Annotated in this window: 20 protein-coding genes and 4 pseudogenes; 16 read left to right on the top strand and 8 right to left on the bottom strand. The window is 35.3% G+C overall.

What is annotated here, in order from left to right; translation table 11 throughout:
• The first annotated feature begins 366 nt into the window (after positions 1–366).
• The 8 genes and pseudogenes from ACZ76X_RS27055 (at position 367) to ACZ76X_RS27020 (ending at position 11,399) form a co-directional block, all read left to right on the top strand.
• Positions 367–554 (top strand): annotated as a pseudogene (locus tag ACZ76X_RS27055) (hypothetical protein).
• Between the two features lie 157 nt (positions 555–711).
• Positions 712–1,131, top strand: coding sequence for a hypothetical protein (locus tag ACZ76X_RS27050; protein WP_479852283.1), 420 nt, complete (start codon positions 712–714; stop codon positions 1,129–1,131).
• A 66-nt stretch (positions 1,132–1,197) separates the two neighbouring features.
• Positions 1,198–1,548 carry a PrgI family protein gene (locus tag ACZ76X_RS27045; protein WP_098668316.1) on the top strand — a complete coding sequence of 117 codons (351 nt, stop codon included), beginning with the start codon at positions 1,198–1,200 and terminating at the stop codon, positions 1,546–1,548.
• Positions 1,549–2,454, top strand: coding sequence for a hypothetical protein (locus ACZ76X_RS27040; protein WP_479852282.1), 906 nt, complete (start codon positions 1,549–1,551; stop codon positions 2,452–2,454). It abuts the gene before it with no gap.
• 11 nt (positions 2,455–2,465) lie between these two features.
• Entirely contained in the window at positions 2,466–4,559 is a 2,094-nt protein-coding gene (locus ACZ76X_RS27035) for a VirB4 family type IV secretion system protein (RefSeq protein ID WP_479852281.1), read from the top strand.
• A gap of 30 nt (positions 4,560–4,589) precedes the next feature.
• Positions 4,590–8,606, top strand: a complete 4,017-nt coding sequence (locus ACZ76X_RS27030; protein ID WP_479852280.1) for a type IV secretion system protein — start codon at positions 4,590–4,592, stop codon at positions 8,604–8,606.
• Positions 8,603–10,807, top strand: a complete 2,205-nt coding sequence (locus ACZ76X_RS27025; RefSeq protein WP_479852279.1) for a lysozyme family protein — start codon at positions 8,603–8,605, stop codon at positions 10,805–10,807. The genes ACZ76X_RS27030 and ACZ76X_RS27025 overlap by 4 nt, the downstream gene beginning before the upstream one ends.
• Positions 10,808–10,823: 16 nt before the next feature.
• Positions 10,824–11,399: a hypothetical protein gene (locus tag ACZ76X_RS27020; RefSeq protein WP_479852278.1), complete on the top strand. Its 576-nt coding sequence runs from the start codon at positions 10,824–10,826 to the stop codon at positions 11,397–11,399.
• Between the two features lie 336 nt (positions 11,400–11,735).
• On the opposite strand, the gene ACZ76X_RS27015 is transcribed toward ACZ76X_RS27020, so the two are convergent.
• Positions 11,736–12,344 carry a DUF998 domain-containing protein gene (locus ACZ76X_RS27015; RefSeq protein WP_479852277.1) on the bottom strand — a complete coding sequence of 203 codons (609 nt, stop codon included), beginning with the start codon at positions 12,342–12,344 and terminating at the stop codon, positions 11,736–11,738.
• Between the two features lie 212 nt (positions 12,345–12,556).
• Between ACZ76X_RS27015 and ACZ76X_RS27010 the strand changes: the two genes are divergently transcribed.
• Positions 12,557–13,240: a CPBP family intramembrane glutamic endopeptidase gene (locus ACZ76X_RS27010; RefSeq protein WP_479852276.1), complete on the top strand. Its 684-nt coding sequence runs from the start codon at positions 12,557–12,559 to the stop codon at positions 13,238–13,240.
• Positions 13,241–13,509: 269 nt separating this feature from the next.
• On the opposite strand, the gene ACZ76X_RS27005 is transcribed toward ACZ76X_RS27010, so the two are convergent.
• The 3 genes from ACZ76X_RS27005 to ACZ76X_RS26995 form a co-directional block, all read right to left on the bottom strand.
• On the bottom strand, positions 13,510–13,704 hold the full coding sequence (locus ACZ76X_RS27005) for a hypothetical protein (protein WP_479852275.1): 195 nt from the start codon (positions 13,702–13,704) through the stop codon (positions 13,510–13,512).
• A gap of 316 nt (positions 13,705–14,020) precedes the next feature.
• Positions 14,021–15,166, bottom strand: a complete 1,146-nt coding sequence (locus tag ACZ76X_RS27000) for a DUF418 domain-containing protein (protein ID WP_479852274.1) — start codon at positions 15,164–15,166, stop codon at positions 14,021–14,023.
• Between the two features lie 39 nt (positions 15,167–15,205).
• A complete protein-coding gene (locus tag ACZ76X_RS26995) occupies positions 15,206–15,688 on the bottom strand; it encodes a thioredoxin family protein (protein WP_479852273.1) in 483 nt (160 codons plus the stop codon).
• An 877-nt stretch (positions 15,689–16,565) separates the two neighbouring features.
• Between ACZ76X_RS26995 and ACZ76X_RS26990 the strand changes: the two genes are divergently transcribed.
• The 6 genes and pseudogenes from ACZ76X_RS26990 to ACZ76X_RS26965 all read left to right on the top strand — a co-directional run.
• On the top strand, positions 16,566–17,207 hold the full coding sequence (locus ACZ76X_RS26990; RefSeq protein ID WP_479852272.1) for a 4Fe-4S single cluster domain-containing protein: 642 nt from the start codon (positions 16,566–16,568) through the stop codon (positions 17,205–17,207).
• Entirely contained in the window at positions 17,204–17,659 is a 456-nt protein-coding gene (locus ACZ76X_RS26985; protein WP_479852271.1) for a hypothetical protein, read from the top strand. The genes ACZ76X_RS26990 and ACZ76X_RS26985 overlap by 4 nt, the downstream gene beginning before the upstream one ends.
• Positions 17,660–17,672: 13 nt before the next feature.
• Positions 17,673–18,413 (top strand): helix-hairpin-helix domain-containing protein, encoded by a 741-nt coding sequence (locus ACZ76X_RS26980; RefSeq protein WP_479852270.1) that lies wholly within the window; start codon positions 17,673–17,675, stop codon positions 18,411–18,413.
• Between the two features lie 235 nt (positions 18,414–18,648).
• Complete coding sequence (locus tag ACZ76X_RS26975) at positions 18,649–20,136, top strand: AAA family ATPase (RefSeq protein WP_479852269.1); 1,488 nt, start codon at positions 18,649–18,651, stop codon at positions 20,134–20,136.
• Positions 20,137–20,147: 11 nt separating this feature from the next.
• The gene (locus ACZ76X_RS26970; RefSeq protein ID WP_479852268.1) at positions 20,148–20,375 is read left to right on the top strand and encodes a DUF2997 domain-containing protein; all 228 of its coding nucleotides are present in this window, start codon (positions 20,148–20,150) and stop codon (positions 20,373–20,375) included.
• A gap of 262 nt (positions 20,376–20,637) precedes the next feature.
• Positions 20,638–20,739: pseudogene (locus tag ACZ76X_RS26965) on the top strand (DUF8096 family protein); the annotation flags it as partial.
• Between the two features lie 927 nt (positions 20,740–21,666).
• Here the strand turns inward: ACZ76X_RS26965 and ACZ76X_RS26960 are convergent.
• The 4 genes and pseudogenes from ACZ76X_RS26960 to ACZ76X_RS26945 form a co-directional block, all read right to left on the bottom strand.
• Positions 21,667–22,041: a hypothetical protein gene (locus tag ACZ76X_RS26960; protein WP_479852267.1), complete on the bottom strand. Its 375-nt coding sequence runs from the start codon at positions 22,039–22,041 to the stop codon at positions 21,667–21,669.
• A gap of 47 nt (positions 22,042–22,088) precedes the next feature.
• Positions 22,089–22,427: a YolD-like family protein gene (locus ACZ76X_RS26955; protein WP_479852285.1), complete on the bottom strand. Its 339-nt coding sequence runs from the start codon at positions 22,425–22,427 to the stop codon at positions 22,089–22,091.
• Positions 22,366–23,421: pseudogene (locus tag ACZ76X_RS26950) on the bottom strand (Y-family DNA polymerase); the annotation flags it as partial. The gene ACZ76X_RS26955 and the pseudogene ACZ76X_RS26950, both read right to left, overlap by 62 nt.
• A 549-nt stretch (positions 23,422–23,970) precedes the next feature.
• Positions 23,971–24,519 carry a M23 family metallopeptidase gene (locus ACZ76X_RS26945; RefSeq protein ID WP_479852266.1) on the bottom strand — a complete coding sequence of 183 codons (549 nt, stop codon included), beginning with the start codon at positions 24,517–24,519 and terminating at the stop codon, positions 23,971–23,973.
• A 214-nt stretch (positions 24,520–24,733) separates the two neighbouring features.
• Here ACZ76X_RS26945 and ACZ76X_RS26940 point away from each other — a divergent pair.
• Positions 24,734–25,021, top strand: a pseudogene (locus tag ACZ76X_RS26940) (ribonuclease); the annotation flags it as partial.
• Positions 25,022–25,110 lie beyond the last annotated feature (89 nt).

Below are 25,110 nucleotides of genomic sequence, written 5' to 3'. Positions count from 1 at the left end.
GTGGACAAGACTTTAACGTTTTCTTCAATGTTATAAAAAGTTAATACGACTTAATAATTTTAATAATATGTTATAGAGCTTTTCTTTGATATAAGTATAAGTAACCGATCAGGTAAAAGGCTATTCATTATTTAATGAGGAGCTGTAATCTGATGGTTACTTTTTTCTATTTCTGAAAAATTAGAGATAAGTAGGTAAGAGAAGAAAAAGAGAGGAAGTTGTTTCATTAGACTTATTGTTTTAGGAGAATCAATAATTTCTATGTTTATTAAGTGGGGATTTCTTGAAAAACAGTTAGTAATTATGTGATTTTTATATAGTTATTTAGTGGATTATTTTATAGGTATAAAAATGTGTTAGAAGTTTATTGTTATTATAAAAAAATCATATTATATATGTGTTTATAAGCTAAAGGATAAAAGTATGAAATCAATAAAATAGAACCATGGCGCTCATTGAAAGAAGAAATGAATGTTTTGGGTTTTTAGGGCAGTGATATTGTTCAAATTCAAATGATATGGTACGATCCAAATAAAGATAATAAGAAGCAATAAGGGTAAAATAGAAAATGAATTGTCTATTTTACTATTTATTTTTTAGGTGTAAATAGGGACTTGTATTTTTAAAATCGTATTGATATAATATAAAGGTAATAAGATTTTATAATAAAATAAAAAATTAATCAGTTCGCATATAAGAGAAGACCTCAATATGCGCCATGTCCTTAGGGGACGTGTGCGTGTATTGGGGTCTTTTTGCGTTTTGCGAGCAAAAACACCCGGAGGTGCAAGAATTATGTTAAATTGGTTGTCTGCAAAACTTATGACAACATCGGTAGGAGATTTTCTACTAGCAAAAAAAAGTTTTGAGAAGGGCCTTACTGGGCACACCACTGGTGCGAGTGCTGACACTGTACAAAAAAGCATGAATACCCTTGTAACAACACTAATTGGTTTTGGGGGAATTTGGGTAGCGGCTTGCGTTGTATTTGCAGCTATTAAGCTATCTGGTGCACAAGGGAAAAACCCTGAAAACCGTACACAAGCCATGATTGGTTTAGCTTGTGCGGCAATTGGAGGCTTTGTCATGATCAAAGCATACGACATCGCTGCTTGGGTTACAAAAATTTAACATAAGAGTTTGTAAAAGCTCTCCTCTATTTGGGGAGAGCTTCTCTTATACAAGGGAGGAAACAAAATGAGAAAGGTAACCGTTCCAGTTGATATGACTTCGGAACAAAAAACGCTGTTAGGTGTGCTGAGCAAACGCCAATTGATTTATCTATTAGGTGGAGGAGCATCCCTTTATTTGTATGTGCCATTCTTATGGCGGCTATTTGCACCTTTTAATGCGGCAGTAGCATTTTTTATTTGCTTAATTTTAGCAATACCTACGGTAGTAGGTGTAATAACGTTTGCTTTTATCTATAAAGAAAAACAACACATGTATTTAGATAAATATTTACTTATCAAAATGCGTAGCCGTTCTGAAAAAGGCAAGTGGAGAAAAGGATACGAGCCGATTAAATGGGTAAAGGAGAATTTATAGATGTTAGAAATGATATATTTTGCGGTGGTAGCCATTGTAGGTTTTTTCTTTTATCGAAAAATGAATGGAAAACCGCTGTTTGGTTCTAAGAAAAAAGGAAAAAGTCAGGGCGGAGTAGAGAAGCGTACTGCTGAAAAAAATGGAAAGAAAAATAAAAAGAATACGCCTGCTATAGAGGAAATTGATGAGGATAATGTGGATTTCTTTAGTGCTTTTGTAGAAGACATTAAGGAAGTTGAAAATCATATGATTCGTTATCATGATGATACGTTTGTCCTAATCGCGGAGGCACACCCAGTGAACTATTATCTACTTTCCAATGCGGAACAAGAAGCAATTGATATCAAAATTGAATCATGGTTAACCACATTAGAGTTTAATACGAAGGTATATATCCAAAGTAAGTTTGTAGATTTAACAGATCCTGTACGAAAAATGACAGAAACAATGAAAGGTGCGAAGGATCTTACACCAGAGACAGTACTATATGGGCAAGAAGTTATCGACAACTTAGAGTACTGGCAACGTTCACAACCTCGATATGAACAAAAACGATATTTAATTTATCCATACAAGGTGGATATTAGTACAATTACTGCTGATACAGAGGACGAGTTAGAAGAAAAGATTGTAGATAAGGCATTTAACGAATTATATCGTCGTTATAATGCTTCTCGAAACCTACTATCAAAAGCAAAAATTAGTGTAGAAATGTTAACGAAAGATAAATTAATAGAGCTCTTATATGTAGCGTTTAATCGCCGTAAGGCAGTGAAAGCAAGATTCCAAGATTTAATTGAAAATGAGAACTTCTCTTTATATTCAACAGGTGAAACAAATGAGAGAAAACTAGAGTTAATGAAGAAAGTACTAGCGGAAGAAAAGGCAGAAAAATCAAATAATTGAGTGGTGTAATTATGAAGTTATTCGGAAAAAAGAAAAAAATAGAAGCAGAAGAAAAAGAAAAAGATAAATTGGAACTAGAGGATGAAGAGTTGGAAGGTGAAGAAATACCAACGCAATTAGACAATAAAACAACTGTGTTTGATGTCATTGCTCCAGAAGGAATAAAAATTGACGCAGAAGATTATGGGGTTATTAAACAATCTTTAGGGAGTAATACGTTCTTCCGTCCGTTTTATATTCCGCGCGATGGGTACCCACGTATGATGCAAACCAATTGGTTGAATATGCTAACTTCAGCTGGGGAAGTGGATGTCATGATCGATATTCATAAAGAGCCGAAAGCTAAAGCAATGCGATCATTAGATATGCAGCTTACTATGTTACGTTCGAATCTTTCTTTTCAACGTACACGAGGAAACATTGACCAAGAAAAAGACCTAGATGCAAAAATTCAAGATACAAACAACTTAATGGATGAAATCCAGTTCAATGAAAACGACTCCTATATGGTGAGTACAATGGGTGTTGCGTATGCCGAATCAAAGAAAGAATTAGACGTTTTATGTGAGTATATTGAAGATGAAATGCAAGCATCTCACTTTAAGATAGCAAGTACTTGGAATCGTGTGAAGAGTGGTTTGAAAGCGGTTATGCCACTAGGTGCACCAAATACGTTACAAGATACATATCGAAATATCGATAGACGTGCTCTATGTACATTTGCACCCTTTGTCTCAGGATCCGGAAGATTTAACGGTGGTATACCAATAGGAAAGAACAAAATTACTGGACAAGTAGAATTTTTAAATTCATTCGGTAACGCAGATTATCGTCCACCAAACTATAACATTGGTGTGACAGGGATTTCAGGTTCCGGGAAAAGTTTACTTTTAAAAATGAAGCTAGCTCGTGAAACATCACTTGCAGATACACATGCGATGATCATAGATCCAGAGGGAGAATTCGTAAAAATCACCAAACGACTAGGTGGTATTAACTTAAATATTTCACCTGAAAGTAATATCATTATTAACCCTTGTGCAATTGCAGTAACAGAACTTCAAATTACCGATAAAGATGAAGAGCTAGAAGCGCTTGAACAATACGATAAGAAAGAACTCATAGAGCGTGATGGCGTGAAGTATGTAAGATTTGTACCTATTTTAGAGAAAATCAATGAAATACTAGGATTCTTTGACATTATTATTCGCGGACAAGATTTTGATCAACCAGGATTAAATGTATTCCAGCGTACAATGTTAGAAGATGCGATTCGTGAAGTATTTAATAAACATGGTATTACTTCTCACCCTTTATCGTTATATACAGATGAAGTGAAGAAGGTGGATGGACAATTAATTCAGTCTCAAGTGAGAAAACCAGAGCCAGAGTTAAAAGAAATTTATGACGTAATAGTGGAACATCATGGAGACGATGTAAAAGCAGAAGAGCTAATTGCCGCGATTCGTCCGTTTTTACGTGATGGTTCAAAGCCATTATTTGATGGACAAAGTAACTTTGGACGAGGTGTAGAAACACAGTTAAATGAATCACGTGTTGTTAACTTTAATATTAGTCATTTGGAAGAGGGATTCTTAAAGCCAATCGCCTTCCACGTTATCCTGAATTATATTTGGGAGCATTGGATTAAGAGTCCAGAACATGCTATCAAACGAAAAGTACTGTATGTGGATGAGATGTGGCAATTTATCGATTATGAACAAACGGTTAACTTCTTAGAAAAAGTAGCACGTCGTTCACGTAAAAGAAATGCAGGTATGTGTTGGGCCAGTCAGGACTTTGTTCGTATTTTAGAAAATGTAAAAGCGCGCGGTATCTTACAATCTACTTTCTCGTATTTCTTCTTAGAGCAAAATAAGATTGATAAGAAAAAGATCCAAGAGAACTTTAACTTAACTGCTGGGGAGTTAGATATTATTTTAAACAACCCAGGAAAAGGGGAAGGAATCTTCCGTGTAGGGGATAGTTCGGTTTGGATTCAAACAGATCCATCAGATAAAGAAATGATGTTCATTGAATCGAATGAAGCCGTACTACAAGAGCTTTTAAATAATATGAAGAAAGTACAAGGGTACACAGGATAATAGCGTACCTTTGAAAAGGAAGGTGAAAATATGCTTGAGAAAATAATAGATTGGGTCGGTGGCCTTATTATCCATATGGTAAAGACCCTCCTAGCGCCTATTTATGGATTTATGGATACTATTCCAGTTCTAGTCTTTGGTGGAGATAATGCTAATCTAGATTTTTTATATGAAAAGAACGCGGTTACAAATGTATTAGATACCGGTATGCCTGTCATGTTTAAATTTGTTGCTTTTTGTGTCCTCGTTAGTGTAGTCTTTACAGCAGCAAAATACTCAGCAACGGCTATAAATCCAAATAATCGGACGGCATTAATTGAATATGCAAAAGACTTAATGATTATCTCGATTTGCCTCTGGCATTTGGATTTCTTTTATAATTTTGTATTTGATCTAAATAATTGGATTACATTGGAATTTAAAGAGGCGATAAATGGAGTAAATAACGGGAATTTCAACCCGGATCAACAAATACCTTTGTTAAAGTCGGGGCTGTCTGACTATAAGACAATTACAGAGCTCTCAATGAAAGGTCATGAAAACGATTATATGTTTATCATATTCGGACTATTTATTGAAGCTGGATTAATGATATGGGCAAACTTTTATTATTTAATGCGTGCGGTGACACTGTATGTATTAATGTTACTAGGCCCTGTAATGGTAGGAATGTGGTTGTTCCCACAAAAGAAACAACAGACGTTATATTGGATTCGTGAGTTTATGGGGGCAGTATTAATCCAAGCGATTCACGCAATTACCTTATGGTTAGTCATTACACTTATTGGGGACGCAAAAAATCCTATTATAAAATTAGTATTGCTTGCCATGTTTATCCCAGTTGGTGAGATTGTAAAAAGCTTTATCGGCCTTAGCACCAATGCATCTGCTGGTATTCATAGAGCAGGTACGATGATGGGTATGGGTGCTTTAGCAAGTGTGGCTGGTTTAGTTAAAGGTGTTCGTGATGATTATCGTAATTCAAAAATAAAACCTGATGATAAAGGGGATAAAGAAAAGACAAAAGAAGATGCAGATAACCCAAAAGATGCATTAGGTGCGAATTTAGGGACAGATGTTGGTACAACATCCCGTGCAGCTCGTATGTTAAAAGCAGGTCAAGTTGGAAGCTCACTTGGTAAAGCAACGACAGGACTTGCAGGTATGGCAGCAGGTGCAGGTCTTGGACCAGGAGCGATGGTAGCAGGATCGCAAGTTGGCAGTGTATTAGGTGCTGCTCCTGGAGCAGTAGCTGGTAGAAGTGTTGCTGCAGTCGGCGAAGGGGCTGCAGCCTTAGGAAAACATATTGGTTCGAGTATAAAGAAGGGTGCGGACACGTATTCAAATCTAAATGGCGAATCGTATCCGGAATTAACCGATGAAGATATCACACAGGATTTAGCTACAAAAGATTTTGAAAATTGGAAAGCGGATAATCCGGATTCCGCAGTTGCGAGTCGCTTAAAACAAGCATTCCCTGGTGCGTCCGAAGCAGAGATTGCTAAAAAAGTAGCGAAAACAAATAGTGATCAAATGTCTCGTTTCTCAAATCAGCGGAAACAAGATTTACAAAATATGAAGAAAACCGCTACACCATATGGAAATGCTAGAGATTTAGTAAACGCTGCAACGAATGCATTCCAAAAGGGATATGAGGGGGACCATAAAGATACGTTTATGAGTCAGTTACCAGAAAATATGTCAGCGGAAGAGAAAGAGAAACACTGGAACGACCATCTGAACACAAAAGTACAAGGATTTAGAAACCACGCAGAACAAGCGGCAACAAAAGCAGGAGCCATGCCAGTTGATGCGAAGGACAAACAAGGAAACAATCTGTTTGATAAGTCCTATGTGAATAAAGATGCATTTGCTTCTCGACTTGCATTGGGAAAAGTCGGAAAAGCAGTCGAGGGAGTAAAAGGAGAAACGTTAGAAAGTGGCCATCAAAATATGGGACAAGTAGGTGCTCTTGTCGGTGCTTCTACTGCTGCATTTAAGAAAGCGTATAGCGCAGACCATAAGGCTGGATTTATGAAACAATTCCCTGCAGATATGCCGCAACATGAAAAAGAAGCAGCATGGAATAAGCATTTAGATCAAAAAGTACAGGGATTTAAAAATTATGCACAACAAGCGGCGGAATCAGCTGGTATTGTAAAGCAAAAAGACGGTACAAGCTATGCGAATAAAAAAGCTTTCGCTTCTCATTTATCACAACAGTTACAAAAAAATCCTGACTTAAATGCGATAGGTGTATCTAGCGCAGCAGGCATTCAGAAGGCAGTAAACGGTGTAAAAACACACGGTTTGACAAGTGGAACAGGAAGCCAGAAAGCGAAACAAGTAAGTAATGTTGGGAACCTTGTACAAGCTTCTACAGAATCCTTTAAACAGGGCTATGCAGCAGAAAAACAGGCAAGCTTTATGAAAAACTTGTCTCCAACTATGTCTCAACCACAAAAAGAGCAAGCTTGGCAGTCGCACTTGAATGAAAAAGGAAATGAATTTAAAGCAGTGGCACAACAAGCGGCAGTACAAGCGGGAGCGATGCCCGTACAGGCGAAAGATACGAGTGGTAAGAGTCTACATAATCAATCGTATATTAATAAAGATGCCTTTGCTTCGCAATTAACGAAAGGTTTACAAAGCCATGCAAGTCTTGGAACGGTGAGTCAACAAGTAGGTTCTGGAATTACTAGTGCAATTCAAGGTGTTCGTTCACATGGCGTTGCAACAGGTGGTGCAATCAATAAAGCTGTATATGCTGCGACACAAACGCAAGCGAGTATCGCACGTGCAGGAGATCTTTCTGTTGCGGAAATTGAACGATCTTATGCAGATGCATCAACAAGTGTAGCAAATATTGTACAAAGTGCTGGTAAAATGTCTATCCCAACATCTGCAGTGGGACGTATGACACAGCAAAGTAAGATGGTAGGTATAAGTATGATGGAAGGTGCCAAACACCTTGCGCATATACAGGGATTAGAAAACGTATCAAATGCATACTTTAGTGCCGCGAGCGCTGTACAACAATCCGGAGGGAATGCAGTACAAAGAGTGATAAGTGGGACTAATGCTGCTGTTAATACATCATTAGGTGGGAATGCAGCAGAACGCCATTACAATGTAACAAAAGGGTTAAGTTATGCAGCTGGTGTAATTGGTGGTGCAGGTGCTTATCAAGCGACTGCACGTATGGTAAGTAAACATAACCCGTATAACAAAGCTGTTCAAACAGAAGCAAAAGAAATTCAAGAGATTCAGAGAATGGTACCAACAACCACAGACCATACAGGAACGCAATCTGTTGCTAAAGGGGCTGTACGTTTAGTTACGACGAATAACAAATCATGGATTGAAGCAAAAGATTCCAGTGGGATGACACAAGTTGTATCTCGTTATGGTAGTGGAGATAGTAGCATTCGTTCCGGCCAAATGGTATACCAAGATTTAAATATTGCAGATGGGCAGTTGACACAGTACCGAAATGGTATGAAAGCTTCACCAGCGTATATCCAAGATTCAAGTGGTGGAAAAATCAGCATTAATCGTTCCATTAATGTAAATCCAAATCAATTGGTAGGAAATCAAAATCCAAGACCGTTACAACAAAAACCAGTGTTTAATGAACCACCACTTACGGTAAATCACAAAGTAGACAATGGTCACTTCTATATCTCTGATTTAGACCAAGGTGGCTATAAGAATGTACAAATGGTCGTAGAAAGAGATCGTAGTTACATGGTTGCGACAACTACAGACGGTACAGTGTCACGTATTTCGCCATTCGGAAAAGGAGATACGCGCTTACAAGCAAACCAAAGGATTGAAAGAGCTTGTGAAGTGAAAGACAGTAGTATTAAGCCAAGAGAAGAAATCCTAGTAACACATACACAGAACGAAGTTGTTCGTACAGAGACGCACCTGAATTTATCAGAACATGACCCACAAAATCTGATTCCATTTGCGCCAAACCCTCGTTTGGCACAGCGAAGAGGAAGAAATTCTCAAAATGGAAAATATGGTGTGATAAGTCTATGAGTCAAAATCCTAACAATCCAAATGAACAGAAAAAAAGTAACCCTTTAAAAGATGTAGCATCCCACTTTATTAAGAAAAAAGGGATGCAAGCGCGCGGAAAGATGGCAAAATTGGCAGGGAAAGCAGGAAAGGCGGCAGCGAAAGCTGCTGCCAAAATGCTAAAAGCAGGTATATTAAAAATTGTGGGTGCTATTGTAGCAGCAATTGGAGTACCTGCTGCTTTAATTATGGGAGTAATTATTGCTGTGTGTGTGATTTTAGTCTCTTTTATACCCTTTACCGATGATGAAGCTAAAACTGAAGAACAAGTCAAAAAATATATGGAAGTTTCAATGGCTCTGAATGTGGATTGGAAAGAAGTTGTCGCTTTTGATATGGCGAGATATGATAATGATTTGACTGGCAAAGATCCGCATGATGCTATATCATATTTCTTGGATATCCAATATGAAGAATATACGGAAAAAGAGGTATGTGAGGCTGGACCGAATGGTCCTTGTGAAAAAAAGAAAAAGGAGATGCAAAAAACCAAATCTGAAAGTTACTCCGGACCAGATGTAAAAAAGATATTAGGAGATACAGATTTTAAGGAAAAAATAGATGAGATTAATGCGAGTGGAAGTAAAAAAGTGACAACATCTTCTCATGGGCTAGAGAAAGCGATGGAACTCGCAAAGTTTAGTAAGAGTCAAAAAGAGCGTGCACGTGAGATATTGGAAGCGGGGTTGTTAGAGGCAACGTATGGACATCTGGCACCTTCTAGTAATTTTGTTGGTGGTATGTGTGTAGGATCTGTTAGTCCTGGCGGGGAGCCTGTTAATCTTAATGCAAAAGTTACAGGATACCTTCCTAAAATTAAAGAAATGGCAGAAAAACATGGTGTTGCTGAATATGTTGGTATTTTGGCTGCCCAAATGATGCAGGAATCACAAGGAGAGGGAAATGATCCAATGCAGGCTTCAGAAGGGCATTATGGAGATCTAAGTTCATCTTGTATAGGCATAAAAGGAAATGCGCGTATGGGTTGCATTAAAGATCCGAATATTTCTATTGAAGCAGGTGTATTAGAATTTAAAGATGTTTTAGGACAGTCGAATGGAGATATAACCCTTGCCTTACAGTCCTATAATTTTGGATCAGGCTTCATTAGCTATGCATTAGCTAAGGGTGGCTATTCAGAGGAAACAGCCATTGAGTTCTCAAGAAGTAAGAATCATTTAAACCCAGCTGGTTGCTCCGATCCGAATAACTTCCGAACCAAGGTAAATGCGTGCTATGGGGACTACACGTACGTTTCTAAAGTTTTGAAATACTACAAAGATTTAGGTTGTGTGGCAGCTGGAGATGGAGAATGGATTTCTGATAAAGGATGGAAATGGCCAACAAAATCAGGGCGTATTACAGATACATTTGATGCAGTTCGTGATGGAAAGCAACATAATGCTGTAGATATTGGTGCTATGACCGCCGGAAAACCAGGAGATCCTGTATGGTCAATGGAAGCAGGAGTTGTTACGGCTCAGACAGGATATGTAAACTATGGTGGTTTAGGTGTTTATGTTGATCATGGAAATGGCATTGTATCCCGTTACTTACATTTGAGTGAAATTTCAGTTACACCAGGAACTATGGTAACAAAAGGACAAATTATCGGGGAAATGGGTGGTTCCAACTATGTTGGTGGTGTTCTGAATATGTTTGGATACGCTGTCCATTTAGATTTCCAAATTCGTGTAAACGACCAACCGACAGATCCAATGAAGTTTTTTAAGAAAAATGATGATCCAGGGTTATCATCTGGTGGTTCTCCTACAATGACAAATGCTAAACGACAAAAGGTATTGGAAGAAGCGAAAAAATGGCTAGGGCAAGGAAAAGTGAGATATGTACTAGGGGATCGTAATCCACCAGGTGGCACGTCAGATTGTTCAGGATTTACACAGTATGTCTTTAGAACAAGTATAGGTGTGCAACTTGGAGATTGGACAGGTGCTCAAGTTGGGCAAGGTAAACAAGTACCTGACATTAATCATGCACAACCAGGGGATCTTATCTTTTATGAAAATCCAGGGCACGTTGCAATTTACATGGGGAATCAAAAAATGATTCATATTGGTGATAACAAAGGTGTACAAATAACAGGTCTAAACTATACAGCAAGAGGTCAACATATGACGCAAATTCGTAATGTTATAGACTGATAAGGGATGAGAGTAGATGAAGAAAATAATCAATATTTTATCCAATATGCCTCGTAAGTACTTGGTCATATTAGGGATTATCGTACTAGTGGCAGGTGTTGCTACTTATAATACTATTCATCGTTATATGATGAAATCACAAGTGCAAGAGGAAGAACAAGTAAACCAAGATGAAATAGAAATGCTCGGAGATAAGCCAAAGGGATTTGATACAAAAGAGGAGGAATATATCGCGAAAACAAAAACAGTAGAGGACTTACTACGAAAAATTTCTAATAGTAGTTATGATGTCCCGTATTTGTTTACAAAGGCTGGATTTGGTATTGAACCAATGAAAATGACAAGTAATGAGCGTATGCTGGCTACAGAAGCTGTACAACGATATTTCCTAAATGGGGATAAGTTTTACAATGCGCGAATTACCAAAATCGACCGTGGAAAAAAAGTAGATACGTTTCATATTGAAGTTTTAATTCAACAGGTAAACTTTTTAGAACCACGACAATTTAAAGTGCAGGTAAACCAATATGCACAAATTGTAACACCAATTGTACAAATTCCACATGGACAAGAAGAAGTACCTGTGGATTAAGAAGAAAATGAGGGTTGTGGAGAAAAACACAACCCTTTTTTTAAAAAAATAATTGAATATTCGTAATTTTACAATGAATCAAAACCATGGTTAAAAGAAATTTATATATATCGCTAAGGTAAGATGTATATGGAGGGATACAAATGAGGATGTTAATTACACAAATGAGTTGTTACAAAACTAAAAAAATCCTTATTTGAATAGAGAAGCCCTAGAGTTAGGGGGTCTAGGGCTTCAAGTCTGGGTATATCTCACACGGCATTATAAAGAGAAAAGAACATATCGAAGATAACATATGAATGTTTCATAAATGTATCAAAAAAGTGAACAAATTTTTTATTTTATTAATTTGTAGGTTGATACAGTTCCCCAAACGAAAAGAACCAAATAGAAAAGTCTTTGTAGTAGACCTGCAGGTAAGGGGAAAAGAAAAACAAGTGAGATAAGTATTGTTATTACTATTAAACTTAGTAAACAGAAATATGTCCATTTTCCAGCTTTTTTAAGATTCTTAGCAAAAATAATTAGTCCTGGAAATACTGTAAGCATACCTATCCAAACTAGAATAGAATGTCCAATTAGGTTTACATCTGCAGGAATTAATCCTGAAACTATAGTGGAGATTCCTATTATAAGTATAAAAAATGTTGCTATTCTGTTAATTCTTGTTTTTTCTAGATGTTGTGAAATATATAGTACTCCAATACAAAATGTTATTCCATTAATAATAAAGAGTAAATTCATCCAAAAATGATTAGGGGAGCATATTTCATAAGGAGCTATTTCGTAGGTGAATTCTCCACAGGTTGTTACACCTAGATCACTCATTGCGTGGTGCAAATAGTTATAAGGTGCTGTAGAAGTGAAAATAAAGAAAGGTTCAATTAAAAAGTATAGGCAAGTTGCAATCCAGCTAATTAAGCCAACCCTGTTTGATATATACATTAGATTCCTCCTTTGGAACAAGTATATTTCCAGTATAGGTGGTTACATCATCAAAAATAAAAAATTTTAAGTTGAGAGTCGATAACACTGTTCAACAATATGAGGTTTTCTGGACAAATGTGTTTAGCGGAAAGACGTAGAAAAAATGGATGGAGCAAAAGTAAACCAAAATCGTTAATTAAATAAAAAAAGAGAAGGGTAAATACATAAACATGAATAATAGTAATTTACATAAATCAGGTTATATCATACTTATATATTTTATAATGACTCAATTTGTTGGGATTTTAGGTGTCCAATTGCTTGCGAAGACAGGTTGGTATGATATTCAGGGAAACCAACAGCAAGCAATCCAACAACTTCTCGTGCATTGGGAACTAATTGGGTTTTCACTTACGTTGATAATTTTTGTTCTTATATATAGAAAAGAGTTAATGAAAGATACAAAGTTATCAATTAAATTATCAAGAAGCTCATTTGTATGGATTTTAATTGGGATTATATTAGTATTTCTTGGGCAGATGGTTGGAAGTCTTTTAGATAAGAGTGTATTCCAGCTAACTACGCAATCAGTAAATACGTCTAGTACAGTTGCTGCTGCGGTAATATCTCCTGTGGCACTTATTTCAATTGTTCTTCTTGCACCTTTAGTAGAAGAGTTTGTTTTTCGTTATGCGGCCATAAATATTTTAACGCGAAGGTTTACACAAACTTGGAGTATATTAATAAGTTCATTGTTCTTTTCTATTATGCATTTTGACTTTCCATTTATATTCGGATATTTTTTAATTGGAATCGTGCTCGCTGTGGTATATGTGCGTACTAATAGGTTACTAGTATCATTTTTTGTTCATGCAATTATGAATTTAATAATTGTTATGTTTCAAGTTATATGATGAAAAATATATTGATAAGTGGTGTTATTTTTATTAACACCACTTATTGTTTTCTTGCATGAAATTTGTAATGAAATAGCCAAATTCATAACCTGTTCTTATTAATCCAGCTCCTAATATTATATATAGACAATATTTCATAAAACGATTCTCGTTTAAGTAGTTTTTTAGATTATTCATGTTGAATCCTCCATCTGCATTGAATTTACTTGACTGTGATGTGTCGATACTTCAAATAAGCTTAAATTTATTTTATCATTGTTATATACTTATTCTTTAATCTGTTTCATTAATGCTTTAGCTGCTACAAATAACATGAAACTGTTGAGGATTAAACCTGCTAAATTTACGTAAAAGAAATTTGATTTTATAACATTGCATATACCCGTTAATACAAAACTGAAAAAGATAAATGAAGCAATTATAAGGGATACTATTTTTTGCTTATTTGTGTATAAATTCATTATTATCACCCTTTAAATTAAATATATAGATATAATTATATCATGGATTGATGTATGTAATTAACTATAAGATAGATATCTATGGGGATTTAAGTTTTTTCTTTTACAGGATAATAAGGCGGCAGACTAACACGTACAATTTGTTATACATGTTAATACTAAATTCTATAAAGAAAGACACCCTAAGGTGCCGTCCTTCGTCTTGAACCAATGTAATTTTAATAACATAATCTCAAAGCCACAAATACATCCTTAATCTTTCATATAACATTTTATCATTTTACCAGTTAATTGCATGAAAATGGAGAAAAATAGGCTATTTTTTGTAAATTCCTTTTCTCCATATCCACTCAATAGGACCATAGCGGAAATATTTACTCCAAATTTTGCTAAATATAATTTGAGCAAAGATAATTAAGATTCCGAAGGTACATAGTTGCCAGTAATATATGTGTGAGACATCTTTAAAGTACAACGAAAGAATGACAAGCGTTAGTATACTTTGGCTAATGTAATTCGTTAAAGCATACTTACCTACGTTCATAAAGGGGTACAGCCACTCTCTATATTTTTTATTCTCACAAATTCTAAGTAGGGTACAAATATAGAATATAGCTAGCATTTTCCCTCCAAATAGAATCCATAGTTGTATATCGTAAGAGTAATAGACATCCGTTTTTATAAAGTAGTAGATAATAGGGTAAGAGAGAAGACATGAAATGAATAACGAGCCCCGCTGTAAAAATATAATGTGCTTTATTAATTCCGGTACCCTTTTAAAAATATCTTTCTTACCAGCCCATAAACCGATTAAAAATAAGCCTATATATTCTGGAATCCCAATTAGTAGTTGCTGGAATTCCTGGGTCATTAGAAAGAAAAGACGTGCTTTTACTTGATATAAATAATGTGTAAATAGATTTACCGTGTGGTTGGTAGTGTTGCCAGTAAACATATATTGATAGTAAGTTGGTACTTCAGGAATAGAAGAACTTGCTCGCAAAAATAAAATAATATGTAATACATAACTAACCAGTAAGAAACTACAACCAGCTATAAAAATAAGTTTAGTAGATCGCTTATAAAAGAATAATAGAATAAATCCAGCTAAAGCATACGCATGTAGAATATCTCCAAACCATAGAAGGGTGAAGTGGAGTAAACCGAAGACTAGTAAGATACACAGTCTCCGGGTAAATAGCTTATACATAGGATATCCTTTTGCTTCTGTATTTTTCATAAAGATATAAAATCCTACTCCAAATAAGAATGCGAAAATAGTGTAGAACTTTGCTTGTATAAACAAATCTACTAAAAAACGAATCGCTTTATCTGTACCTGTGTAACCTGCTTGATTAAAGGGATCTAGTCCTGTCATAGTGGGCAGATTCGCAAAAAGGATACATAGTATGGCGATACCTCTTATTATGTCTAAAGAATGAATACGGGCGTTTTGTTGCATGTTAATTCTCCTTTCTTCCAAAGAAAAACGAGCACTATACTAGCTAGCGCTCGAATTACGTCTTGCAAAGAATCCATCATATGTAGCAGCTGACACAGCTCCTTCTAAACGTTCAACTTCTTCACCTCTGTTATAAGCTACAACAACTGGAGTACCTGGAATGTCGAACTCTTGAAAGGCACTTTGATTTTCTGGTGTAGAAATATCAATACGATAGATGGTTCTATCGTGCTTTTTTGACATACTATTGATATCTGGTGCAGCCTTTTTACAATAATGACAGGCAGGTTGATAGTAATACGCAATGAACTCTTCATGGGATTGTATTTTTTGTTTTAATTCTTCTTTTGAAATATCTTTTATATTTTCAGGTGCTCCTTTTACATCTGCAGCAGATACAATTGTTTTTTCAGGTGTTACTATTTCTATTTTGACTGATTCATTTTTAGTTAAAGTAAAGATTGTGATACCAATAACACATAAAGTTGTTATAACTGCTCCGATTTTGTAGATTTTTTTCATAGTAAATTCCTCCTTAAAGTAAAAAAAGGACAAACCTCGCCCGAGTTAACTGGGCGTAAGGTTTGTCCTTCACGCTACGTACAATAGAGTATAAACAATGGAAACAAATTTTCTATCTATATAATATCATAATATTTATATAGAATTCTATAAGAATTTTAAAAGAAAAATAAAGAAATAAATTAATCATAAAATTTCATTTACCAGATTTAATAATAAAAACAATTAACAGCACAACAAGGGGATTTCCTGTGTTGCTTCCAACTTATAGGGGCAATATACACCGTTATTAATCCTAAAATTATCACCTAATATATTTTTTGGGGGAAATTCCCTTAACGGATGCGTAGTAAAATAAATTTTTTTGCAAATAATGAATAAAAAATTCGTGAATTATGGGCCATTTTAAACATGGCATATTTCCGTATTAAGATTATAAGTGGAAATATAGGTTTTTATAGGGGAAATGGTTGGGGGATACTGCGGCCAATTAATAATATAATATTGTTTTCCCTGATTAGGGTCTTTTTCGAAAATAAGGGATAAATATGGAAATGACTATACTCCCTTTTTGATTTTTATAGTAAAATATTTCTAAGGCTTGTTTTGGTAAGGAAATATATAACAAATGTTATGTATCATTTGTGGAATCATTTTATTTTTAACTTTTGAGAGATTTGGATCAGAGGGTATAGGTTGTTTCTTTTTCTTGTTATTTCATTTCTTCTTTGGAGAATTGGGGGAATGGATTTTGGCTCGCTTTGCCTACTATTATTATAAGTTCTTCGGGGACGATGCCAGCACAGGGTTCATTTTAAATAAACTCAACAACATATTATTTGGTTAATTTAATATTAGAATTCATACTAGAAAGTAGGTGACGGTTCTGGCTACCATTCAGATTTCAAGAATTGAAAAGAGAACGAAAGTAGAAGGTCCTGGGGTACGATATGCTATCTGGGTGCAAGGATGCCCAATTCAATGCGAAGGTTGTTTTAATCCTCATACCTGGGATATGAAAGGCGGTGTAAAGATAGAGGTTGATGAGATTTTAGTAGATATTAAGAATAGTCTAAAATCTGAACCTAGGATTGAAGGAGTCACTTTTTTAGGCGGAGAGCCATTTAGTCAGGCAAAGGAGCTAGGTATTTTAGCCAATTATGTGAAAGAGCTCGGTTTATCAGTTGTTACTTTTTCAGGCTACGAATATGAGGTGATTTTGCAGTCAAATAATCCTCACTGGCATAGCTTGCTAAATCGCACCGATTTATTAATAGATGGCCCTTTTATCCAAGAGCAATATGATTTAAGTCGTCCTTGGATTGGTTCAAAAAATCAAAAATATCGATTCTTGACGGGGGTATATAAACATCTTGAAACGTCTTTGTTAAGGATTCCGAATAGGCTGGAAATCCGGTTGCATCCTGATGGAACAATTTCGGCTAATGGAATGGCTCATTCCGTAGATTTGGATTTGTTGCATCAATTAGGATATGTAAGAAGGGAGACCCATTCATGAGTATTGAAATAGTGTTAATTCCTTTAGCTATTGCATTGACCAAAGAAGTGGCAGAAGGAATATCTAGTTACGCGGCGAAGCAACAAAAAGATTGTATAGTATTAGAGAGCAGAATGAAAGATGAGGAGCTTTTAAAGAAAGCGCTGGAGGAATGGAGTTGTTCCTTCCGACAAGTAGATACCCTCGAATCGTTTAAGAGCTTTCAAGAAAATGAGGTCACGTTTATGTTAGATGAAGAAGGGAATTATTTATTAGTCCTTCCTAAATCTGCTGAACGGGCCGCTTATTTAGATTGGCTTGAAAAGGTGGAAACATCCTATACACATTATTTGCAACAAAGAGTTTATCAGAATTTAATAGAAAAAGCGAAGAACAAGGGCATGGTCTTAGAAAACGAGGAATTATTAGAAGATAATTCCATACAGTTAACGTACATATTAAATCATTCATAAAGGAGAGATGACGGTGGATAAAATTTATACAGATAGAGGGAAATCATGGGAAATGAAAAATAGTTGGTGGGTTCTGTTAACCTTCGTGCCGTTTGGTATTATTAGCTTTATCGCCTTTTTATATACTGGTTCAAAAGTGAAGAATCAGCGATGGAGAGTATATGGATTTGTATATCTAGCTGTACTTATTATTGCTTTCGCTACCGCTGTCACAGGTATTGGGGCAGCAGTAGCTTTAACATTATGGATTGTAACCATTATCCATGCGTTTAAAATCCGACCTGCATATTTAGTTCAACTGGATGTGTTGAAGAATAATGAGCAGCAAATGGCGAATCAGGAAATCACCAAACTTAGAGAAGAAGCAGAGGCGAAATTTAAAGTGGATAGACAAGCAAAAAACCAACCACCTCAACCTAAAGTTAATAATGAAGAAGCTTCTGTTAGTAAGCCTCAAAATCAAGTGGTTCCACCAAAGGTGGAGGAATCTGTCCCCTTTGAAAAAGAGGTTGAAAAAATTGATATTAATACCGCAGCAGAATCAGAAATCGCAGCTATACCTGCGATTGGGATTATTCTAGCCAAAAAGGTAGTGAAGAAGCGTCAAGACCTTGGGGGGTTCCAATCATTTGAGCAGTTTTCAGAAATTATGGAATTAAAGGGTCACACCATTGAAAAAGTGAAACAATCTGTTACGTTTTCAATGGTAGAGAAAACTAATGTAAGTATGTCAGGTAGAATGATTGATTTTTAATAAGTGAATTTAAGAGAAGTTATTTCAAAATAGGGAGAGAAAAAAGATGAGTGTAACCAAAAATCAGGAGCGAATTAAAACATTATTGGCCAATTTACTAAAAGCACGTTTTCCATACCTTTACATTCAAACCTGGGAGGAGGATCGAATTTTATCCGTTATCCGTTCTGTAGCCCAGGATGTTGAGTTGATTAAAACACCAAGAGAAGTCCTAACTTGGAGAATCACAACCGGTATGAAGGACAGTAAAGGACAGATACATAGTGAAAGTAAGCAGCCATTAAAGGCACTGGAGTTTATTGAAAACTATGATAGACCTTGTATAGTGGTTCTGCAGGATTTTCACGTTTTCTTTGGCGGCCACGGAAGACAAGCTGACTTTCAGGTCATTCGAAAACTTAGAGATATGCTTGTCCATATAAAGCAAAGTAGAAATCCAATTAATGTCATTATCACCTCACCGTTTCTCATTCTTCCAGAGGATTTGCAAAAAGATGTGACCATCGTTGATTTTGATTTACCAACTTTTGAGGAGATTAAATCTGTGTTAGATGAGATGATTGCAATTAACCAGCAGGGCGGGAGAATTAATATTTCATTAATGGAGGAAGAGAAAGAACGGTTAGCTAAAGCGGCGTTAGGGTTAACTCTTTCGGAAGCGGAGAATGCTTTTGCTCGTGCAATGGTAGAGGATGGGAAATTAGATATTACTGATGTTGAGGTCATTCTTGAAGAAAAAGAGCAAATTATTAAAAAGACAGGTATTTTAGAGTTTATTAATAGTGAGTTGAAAATGGAGGATGTTGGCGGCCTTGAAAATTTAAAACGCTGGTTGAATAAGCGTAATAAATCTTGGCTTGACTCAGCAAGAAAATATGGTCTTCCTGCACCGAAAGGAGTACTGATTACCGGAGTGCCTGGTTGTGGAAAAAGCTTAATTAGTAAATCCATTAGTACGATGTGGCAGTTGCCGTTATTACGTTTGGATATGGGGAAGATTTTCAGTGGGATTGTTGGAAGCAGTGAAGAAAATATGAGAAAAGCGATTAAAACAGCTGAAGCAATTTCTCCTTCTATCCTATGGATCGATGAGATTGAAAAAGGCTTTAGTGGTATTTCGAATGGTGGAGATAGTGGAACATCTTCAAGGATTTTCGGTCAATTTTTAACATGGATGCAGGAAAAAACAAGTCCTGTCTTTGTTATATCTACAGCAAACAATATTTCAGGATTGCCGCCAGAATTAATGAGGAAAGGCCGCTTCGATGAAATTTTCTTTGTTGACCTACCAACCCATAGAGAAAGAAAAGAAATTTTAAAGGTTCATATCAATAAACGATTAAAGAATCCGGAAGTAATGGGTTTATTAGAGGTGACTGATGAAATTCTAGATGAATTGGCAGGAAAGTGTGAAGGGTTTGTTGGAGCTGAAATTGAGCAGCTTGTTATTGATGCTTTGTTTGAGGCATATTCAGAAGATCGCCCCATTCAATTAGCAGATTTTGAACGTGCGATTAACAATACGGTACCTCTGTCAGTTACACAAGCAGAGCAAATAAGGTCGATTCGTGATTGGGCAAATGTTCGAGCTGTTACGGCAACTCCACGTGAGGATAGGGTAGATTATCCGAAAGAACCTGCTTTAATCCCAAGTGGAAGTGTGGATGAAGATTCTGATGATGATGTCCGGTTCCATCGCGGTGGAAGAACGATTGATTTCTAAGGGGGAGGAAGATGGAGAAAAGAGTAAAAATTAGGATTCTCTCAGATGGTACGGTTCAGGCCGAAACGAAGGGTATTAAAGGAGAAAAGTGTACGGATTATATCTTGATTTTAGAGGAACTTCTTCAGGCGGAGGCTATTGAAGCACAGTATACCGAAGAGTTCTATGAAACAGAGCAAATACAACAGATTCAAGGGTATACATTGGTTTCTAGATCAGGTTCTAATAACATCGAGTAATTGATTGTTAAGAGATTAAATGAAGTTCAAAACTATGAGGAAAGGTTCTTCTAGGAAAAACACAATTATATGCGTTATGGTGAGCCGTATCATAAATATATATTAAGGCTATTTGGTACAAAGGTTTAATATTCGTTCTTCAGCAATCGGGCGCGATTGTTGAACAAGAATTACAAGGGTGATACATATTACACATGACTAATATGTATCACCCTTTATTTTTTATGACTTTTGCGTTTTAGGTATTGATAATAAAGTTAGCGGTCGCTGTGATAATTGTGGGAATACTTCTTTTAAAAGTTCCGTTAAAGATTTTATCTTTTTAAGAGAATGTCGTCAATGCGGTATGAAGAAAATCATATAGTCCTATCCAGGACTTTTTTATTTGTAATATGAAAAGCCCCAAATGGATGCTTTAAAATATCTTATTGATTATTTTCTTGGTTCATCGAGACCTTTAGAACATAGTATAAAGAGTCAGAATAAGTCCTATTACAGAAAGCACAAAACCCAAAATACTACAAAATTCAGCTATAAGCGTAACAATAGGACGATATTGCTCGTACTTTTTCATAAAACATCCCTCCTTAAAAACGTTCTTATATTAATTGTCATGTTAATTGCGATTTTCTTTTTTAATTCAGCAAACTTTTTTCAAAAAACTCATTACCATTAACCGTTGTCATAATTGCAAGTACGCTTCTCTTATCCCTACCCAAATGTTCCCATCACCTCTTTTAAAACGACTTATAAATGCAATTCTGCTTTTGTCTGTTTGACTGTTTCTACATATTAATAGGGAAATTAACCTGAGTAAGGTGCTGCACTTTCATTATCAAACCATGTTTCACCAAGACAACAATATAAACGCCACAATCCTAAAACTCGGGTCTCAAAGTATAATCTATTTTTGGCGTTTCTGTCTTTCACTTCAAATGCTTACAAAAGTATAGTAGATGATTCTCTAAGCGAGTGCATATATACTTGCCTTCATCGTATTAGTGAAAGCGGGATAGCTATTAAACTTAAAGTAGATTTCACTAATTGAAAATGCACATAGGAGCCTATATTCTTTGTGAGACATATGTACAATGTAAAACCAGAATCAATAACAAAAAAGCCATGCAAATGCATGACTTTGATTAATCAATATGTATATCTGTTAAATCAAGACATTACGATTCTACGGGCACCGTACATACTTTCCCTAAGTTTCGTTAATAACATCGAATACAAACAAAAAGGTATATAGCTATAATTGATGAGAGGTCTGCTGAATAAACAGACCTTTTCATTTGAATTCCGCAAAAAATTTTGTGTCTATAATTCCAAAAGCGACTTTACAGGGGAATGGATTTTTTCCTTCTGAAGCAGCATGCATACAAGAAATCACCCAATATTCAAGTTCTAACGGTAAGCGGTATATTTGAAGGCTACCACCATTGTTTTTTGCTGTTACGATCGGTGCATTTACCCTGGTTGTAGCAAAACCATCTGTTGTTATCATTGCTACTGCATCATTAGCTTGAAAACCAGCGTTTAACACCTCATAAATGATCCCATTTTCCTTATTAATAATCATAGGTATATTTAGAATGGGATAGCTATTAATATTATTATGAATAATTGCTCCTGCGGCGTTCTTTCTTAACTGATTTCCTTGCATTTTTATACTCCTTTTTAATAATCCAAACGTAATTACGTTAATTCATTCTATTTAACATCTATTATATTAAAAAATTGTAGTTTCATCTTATTATAAAAAGCATCCGTACATATAACAGCGCTATTTGAAGGGGCAATATCAACAACGGTCATATAACTAGTGAGTAAATAACCATCCTCATAATATGTAATCATTATTTCTTCTTCAGATACTAAGGAACATACTAGCATATTTTCAATTCGTTCTTTTTCTTCAGTTGTTAAAATCGGACGGGTGACTTTGTGTTGTTCCCTAATGATTTCACGTATCCCTTCAAATTGGGGTGTTAATGCTGCGAATGGGCTCTCCAGTATATTGTTGATGTAAAAAGTATGTACAAATTTTATATATATCCATAGTTAAGTTAGTCAGACGGCTTAAAGTATGTGTTTTTCTAATACCACCGTTATAACTTTTGCTATAACCGACTGAAAAATGAACGGTTTGAGCAAGTTTATTTTGTCTTCTAAGCCTATAACAAACTTCTTCAATATGTTCCAGTAAAATAATCGGAAATTCTTCTATTGTGTAATCGCGCATGAGTATTTGGCTTTTCCCAACAGAAGTTGTGGCAGGAACATATTTTTCTGAAATGCGACTAAAGTCAATTCCGTAGCTATGTAAGTGTAATTCTTCTCCAATCTTACCGAAGCTCTGTTTTAAATATTTAAGAGGGTAATTGGCTAAATCTCCTATAGAATGTATTCCTTTTCGATTCAACTTTTCTTCCGTTTTGTACGAGATGCCCCAAAATGTATTAAGCGGTCGTATGCTCCATAATTTTGTTGGGACATCTTCATATTTCCAATAAGCAATGCCATTTTGATTCTTCTTTGCTTCAATATCTAAAGCTACTTTGCTCATTAAAGGGTTAGGGCCAATCCCTATTGTGCATTCGATTCGTGTTTTCGCATATATTTCACTTTTAAATTTCAATGCGAATTCATAGGGATCGTTAGCAAACAAATGAATACTATCCGTAATATCCATGAAGAACTCGTCGATGGAATATTGGTGAAAATCCTCAATAGGAACGTACTGCAAAGCTAACTTTGTTATGTAATTAGAGCATTTAATGTATGTTCCCATAATTGGATTTACAACAAGAATGTCTTTTCTACGAGGAATTTCGTATAATCTGGCCATCTTCTTTACTCCCAATTCTTTTAATGGGGGAGTGGCAGCTAATACGATTGAACCGTTTCTATTTACATCACTGACTACTGCCAATTTTGTATACATAGGATCTAACCCCATTTTGATGCAACTTACAGAAGCGTAAAAGCTACGTAAATCAACACATAAGATGATTCTATTCGGTAAGATAAAATAGTCATACACTGTTATTCCTCCCTAAACAAAAAAGAACGTTCGTTCTTATTATGTGCGAACCTGCGTTCTTTTATAAAGAGTTTTTGTTAAAAAAATTTTTTGCATAAAGAAAAGACACTCTTATACGAGTGTCTTTCAGATATTCTGCTTGTGGGAGCAGCAATTTTAACACCAATAAGCAATAGAAGGGCATAGATATAAATCCTCTTAATATTGAATAAAGGCACGAAACATAAAAGAAGAGACACTATACAGTGTCTCTTCTTGTTGATATTGCTTTAAGGAATATGTAGTGATTAATCAAAGAATCTTGGATGCTTCTTGGTTATTCTTAGTATAACATTAATTTCAATCTTTATATATATAAATTTGTATATTACAATTTTTTATATATAAATTGATAATTATGTTTTATGATTAAAAGATATCTTCTTTATTTGATAATACTAGTAGATCATTAAAGATAGAAAAGGGTATGTTACAATTCATAAAATCGAATGTAACATGCCCTTTTATCTATTTACTTCTTAGCTACGAGTTATAGAGCTCTCTTTTTAATTAATATGCTGGTAGATAGTCGCCAGGATCAACTTGATTGCCACTAAGCTTTTCTCTTACCTCAAAGTGTAAATGGTTCCCCGTAGAGTCACCTGTACTACCTACTTCCCCAATTTTATCCCCAATTTTCACTTTATCCCCTTTTTCAACTGAAATCTTGTCCATGTGTCCATACAATGTCCAACGTTTATCGTCATGTTCAATAACAACTACATTCCCATATCCACCGTACCCTGATCCACTTTTCCCAAAAGCAGCAAATACTACTTTACCACCTTTTGCAGCCATAACTTTTGTTCCTTTTGGTGCTGCAAAATCAATTCCTTTATGATTTTTATTCCCTCTTCTTTCGTTATACTTTGAAGATTCAGTAAATTTAGCTAAAGGTAATTGATATCCTTTTTTACTAACATCTGCAGCTTTGGCTGAAATGGATGCGTAAGTTACTTCTTCATTATTAGCTTTCGTATCCTCTGCTGCAAATACATTCCCTGTGGCAGAGAATAATAAACCTGTTACTAAAATACCACTAGTAATTTTTTTGAGCATGAAAAATCCCCCTTTTTTGGTAAAAATATTACATAAATAAGAATATCATATTTTTTTATTTTTATAATATTATAATTTATTTATAAATATTGTGCAGAATATTCAAATAATATTTCGTTTTAATATTAGGGGGTTTTAATTTAAAAAATAAAAGGATGGTGTTTTTGTATGAATCTATCGATTCACAATAATCTACACTTGCTATATAATACATACTACTAAATACAGAGAATTGTCAAAAGTGAATATCGATTTTAATGCTGCTGATAAAATAAATGACCCTATTCTAAAAGAAAAAATAAATAAATTTAGAGAAGAGTTTGGTCTTGCGGCAAATTATAGAGCAAATGCAGCAAACGCTATATTGCAAGGGGCCCGAGGTGTAGCTCCAATGGAAGACAGAATGAAGGAAGCCCAAAAATCAAGACAACTTTCTGAACAAAAGTTTAGTAGCGCTTCAAGTACTTTAACTGAATTTGAAACAAAATTAAATAGTAATTAGAATAAAAGAAGAGAGTTTCGCTCTCTTTTTTGCATTTCAGCAACCTAATTGAATACGAAGTTAAAATCCAATTTAAATTTATATTTTTA

The organism is Bacillus sp. BC05(2025), assembly GCF_056725905.1.
The sequence above is the reverse complement of the archived record's forward strand: the minus strand, read 5'-3'. Positions and strand labels throughout refer to the sequence as shown.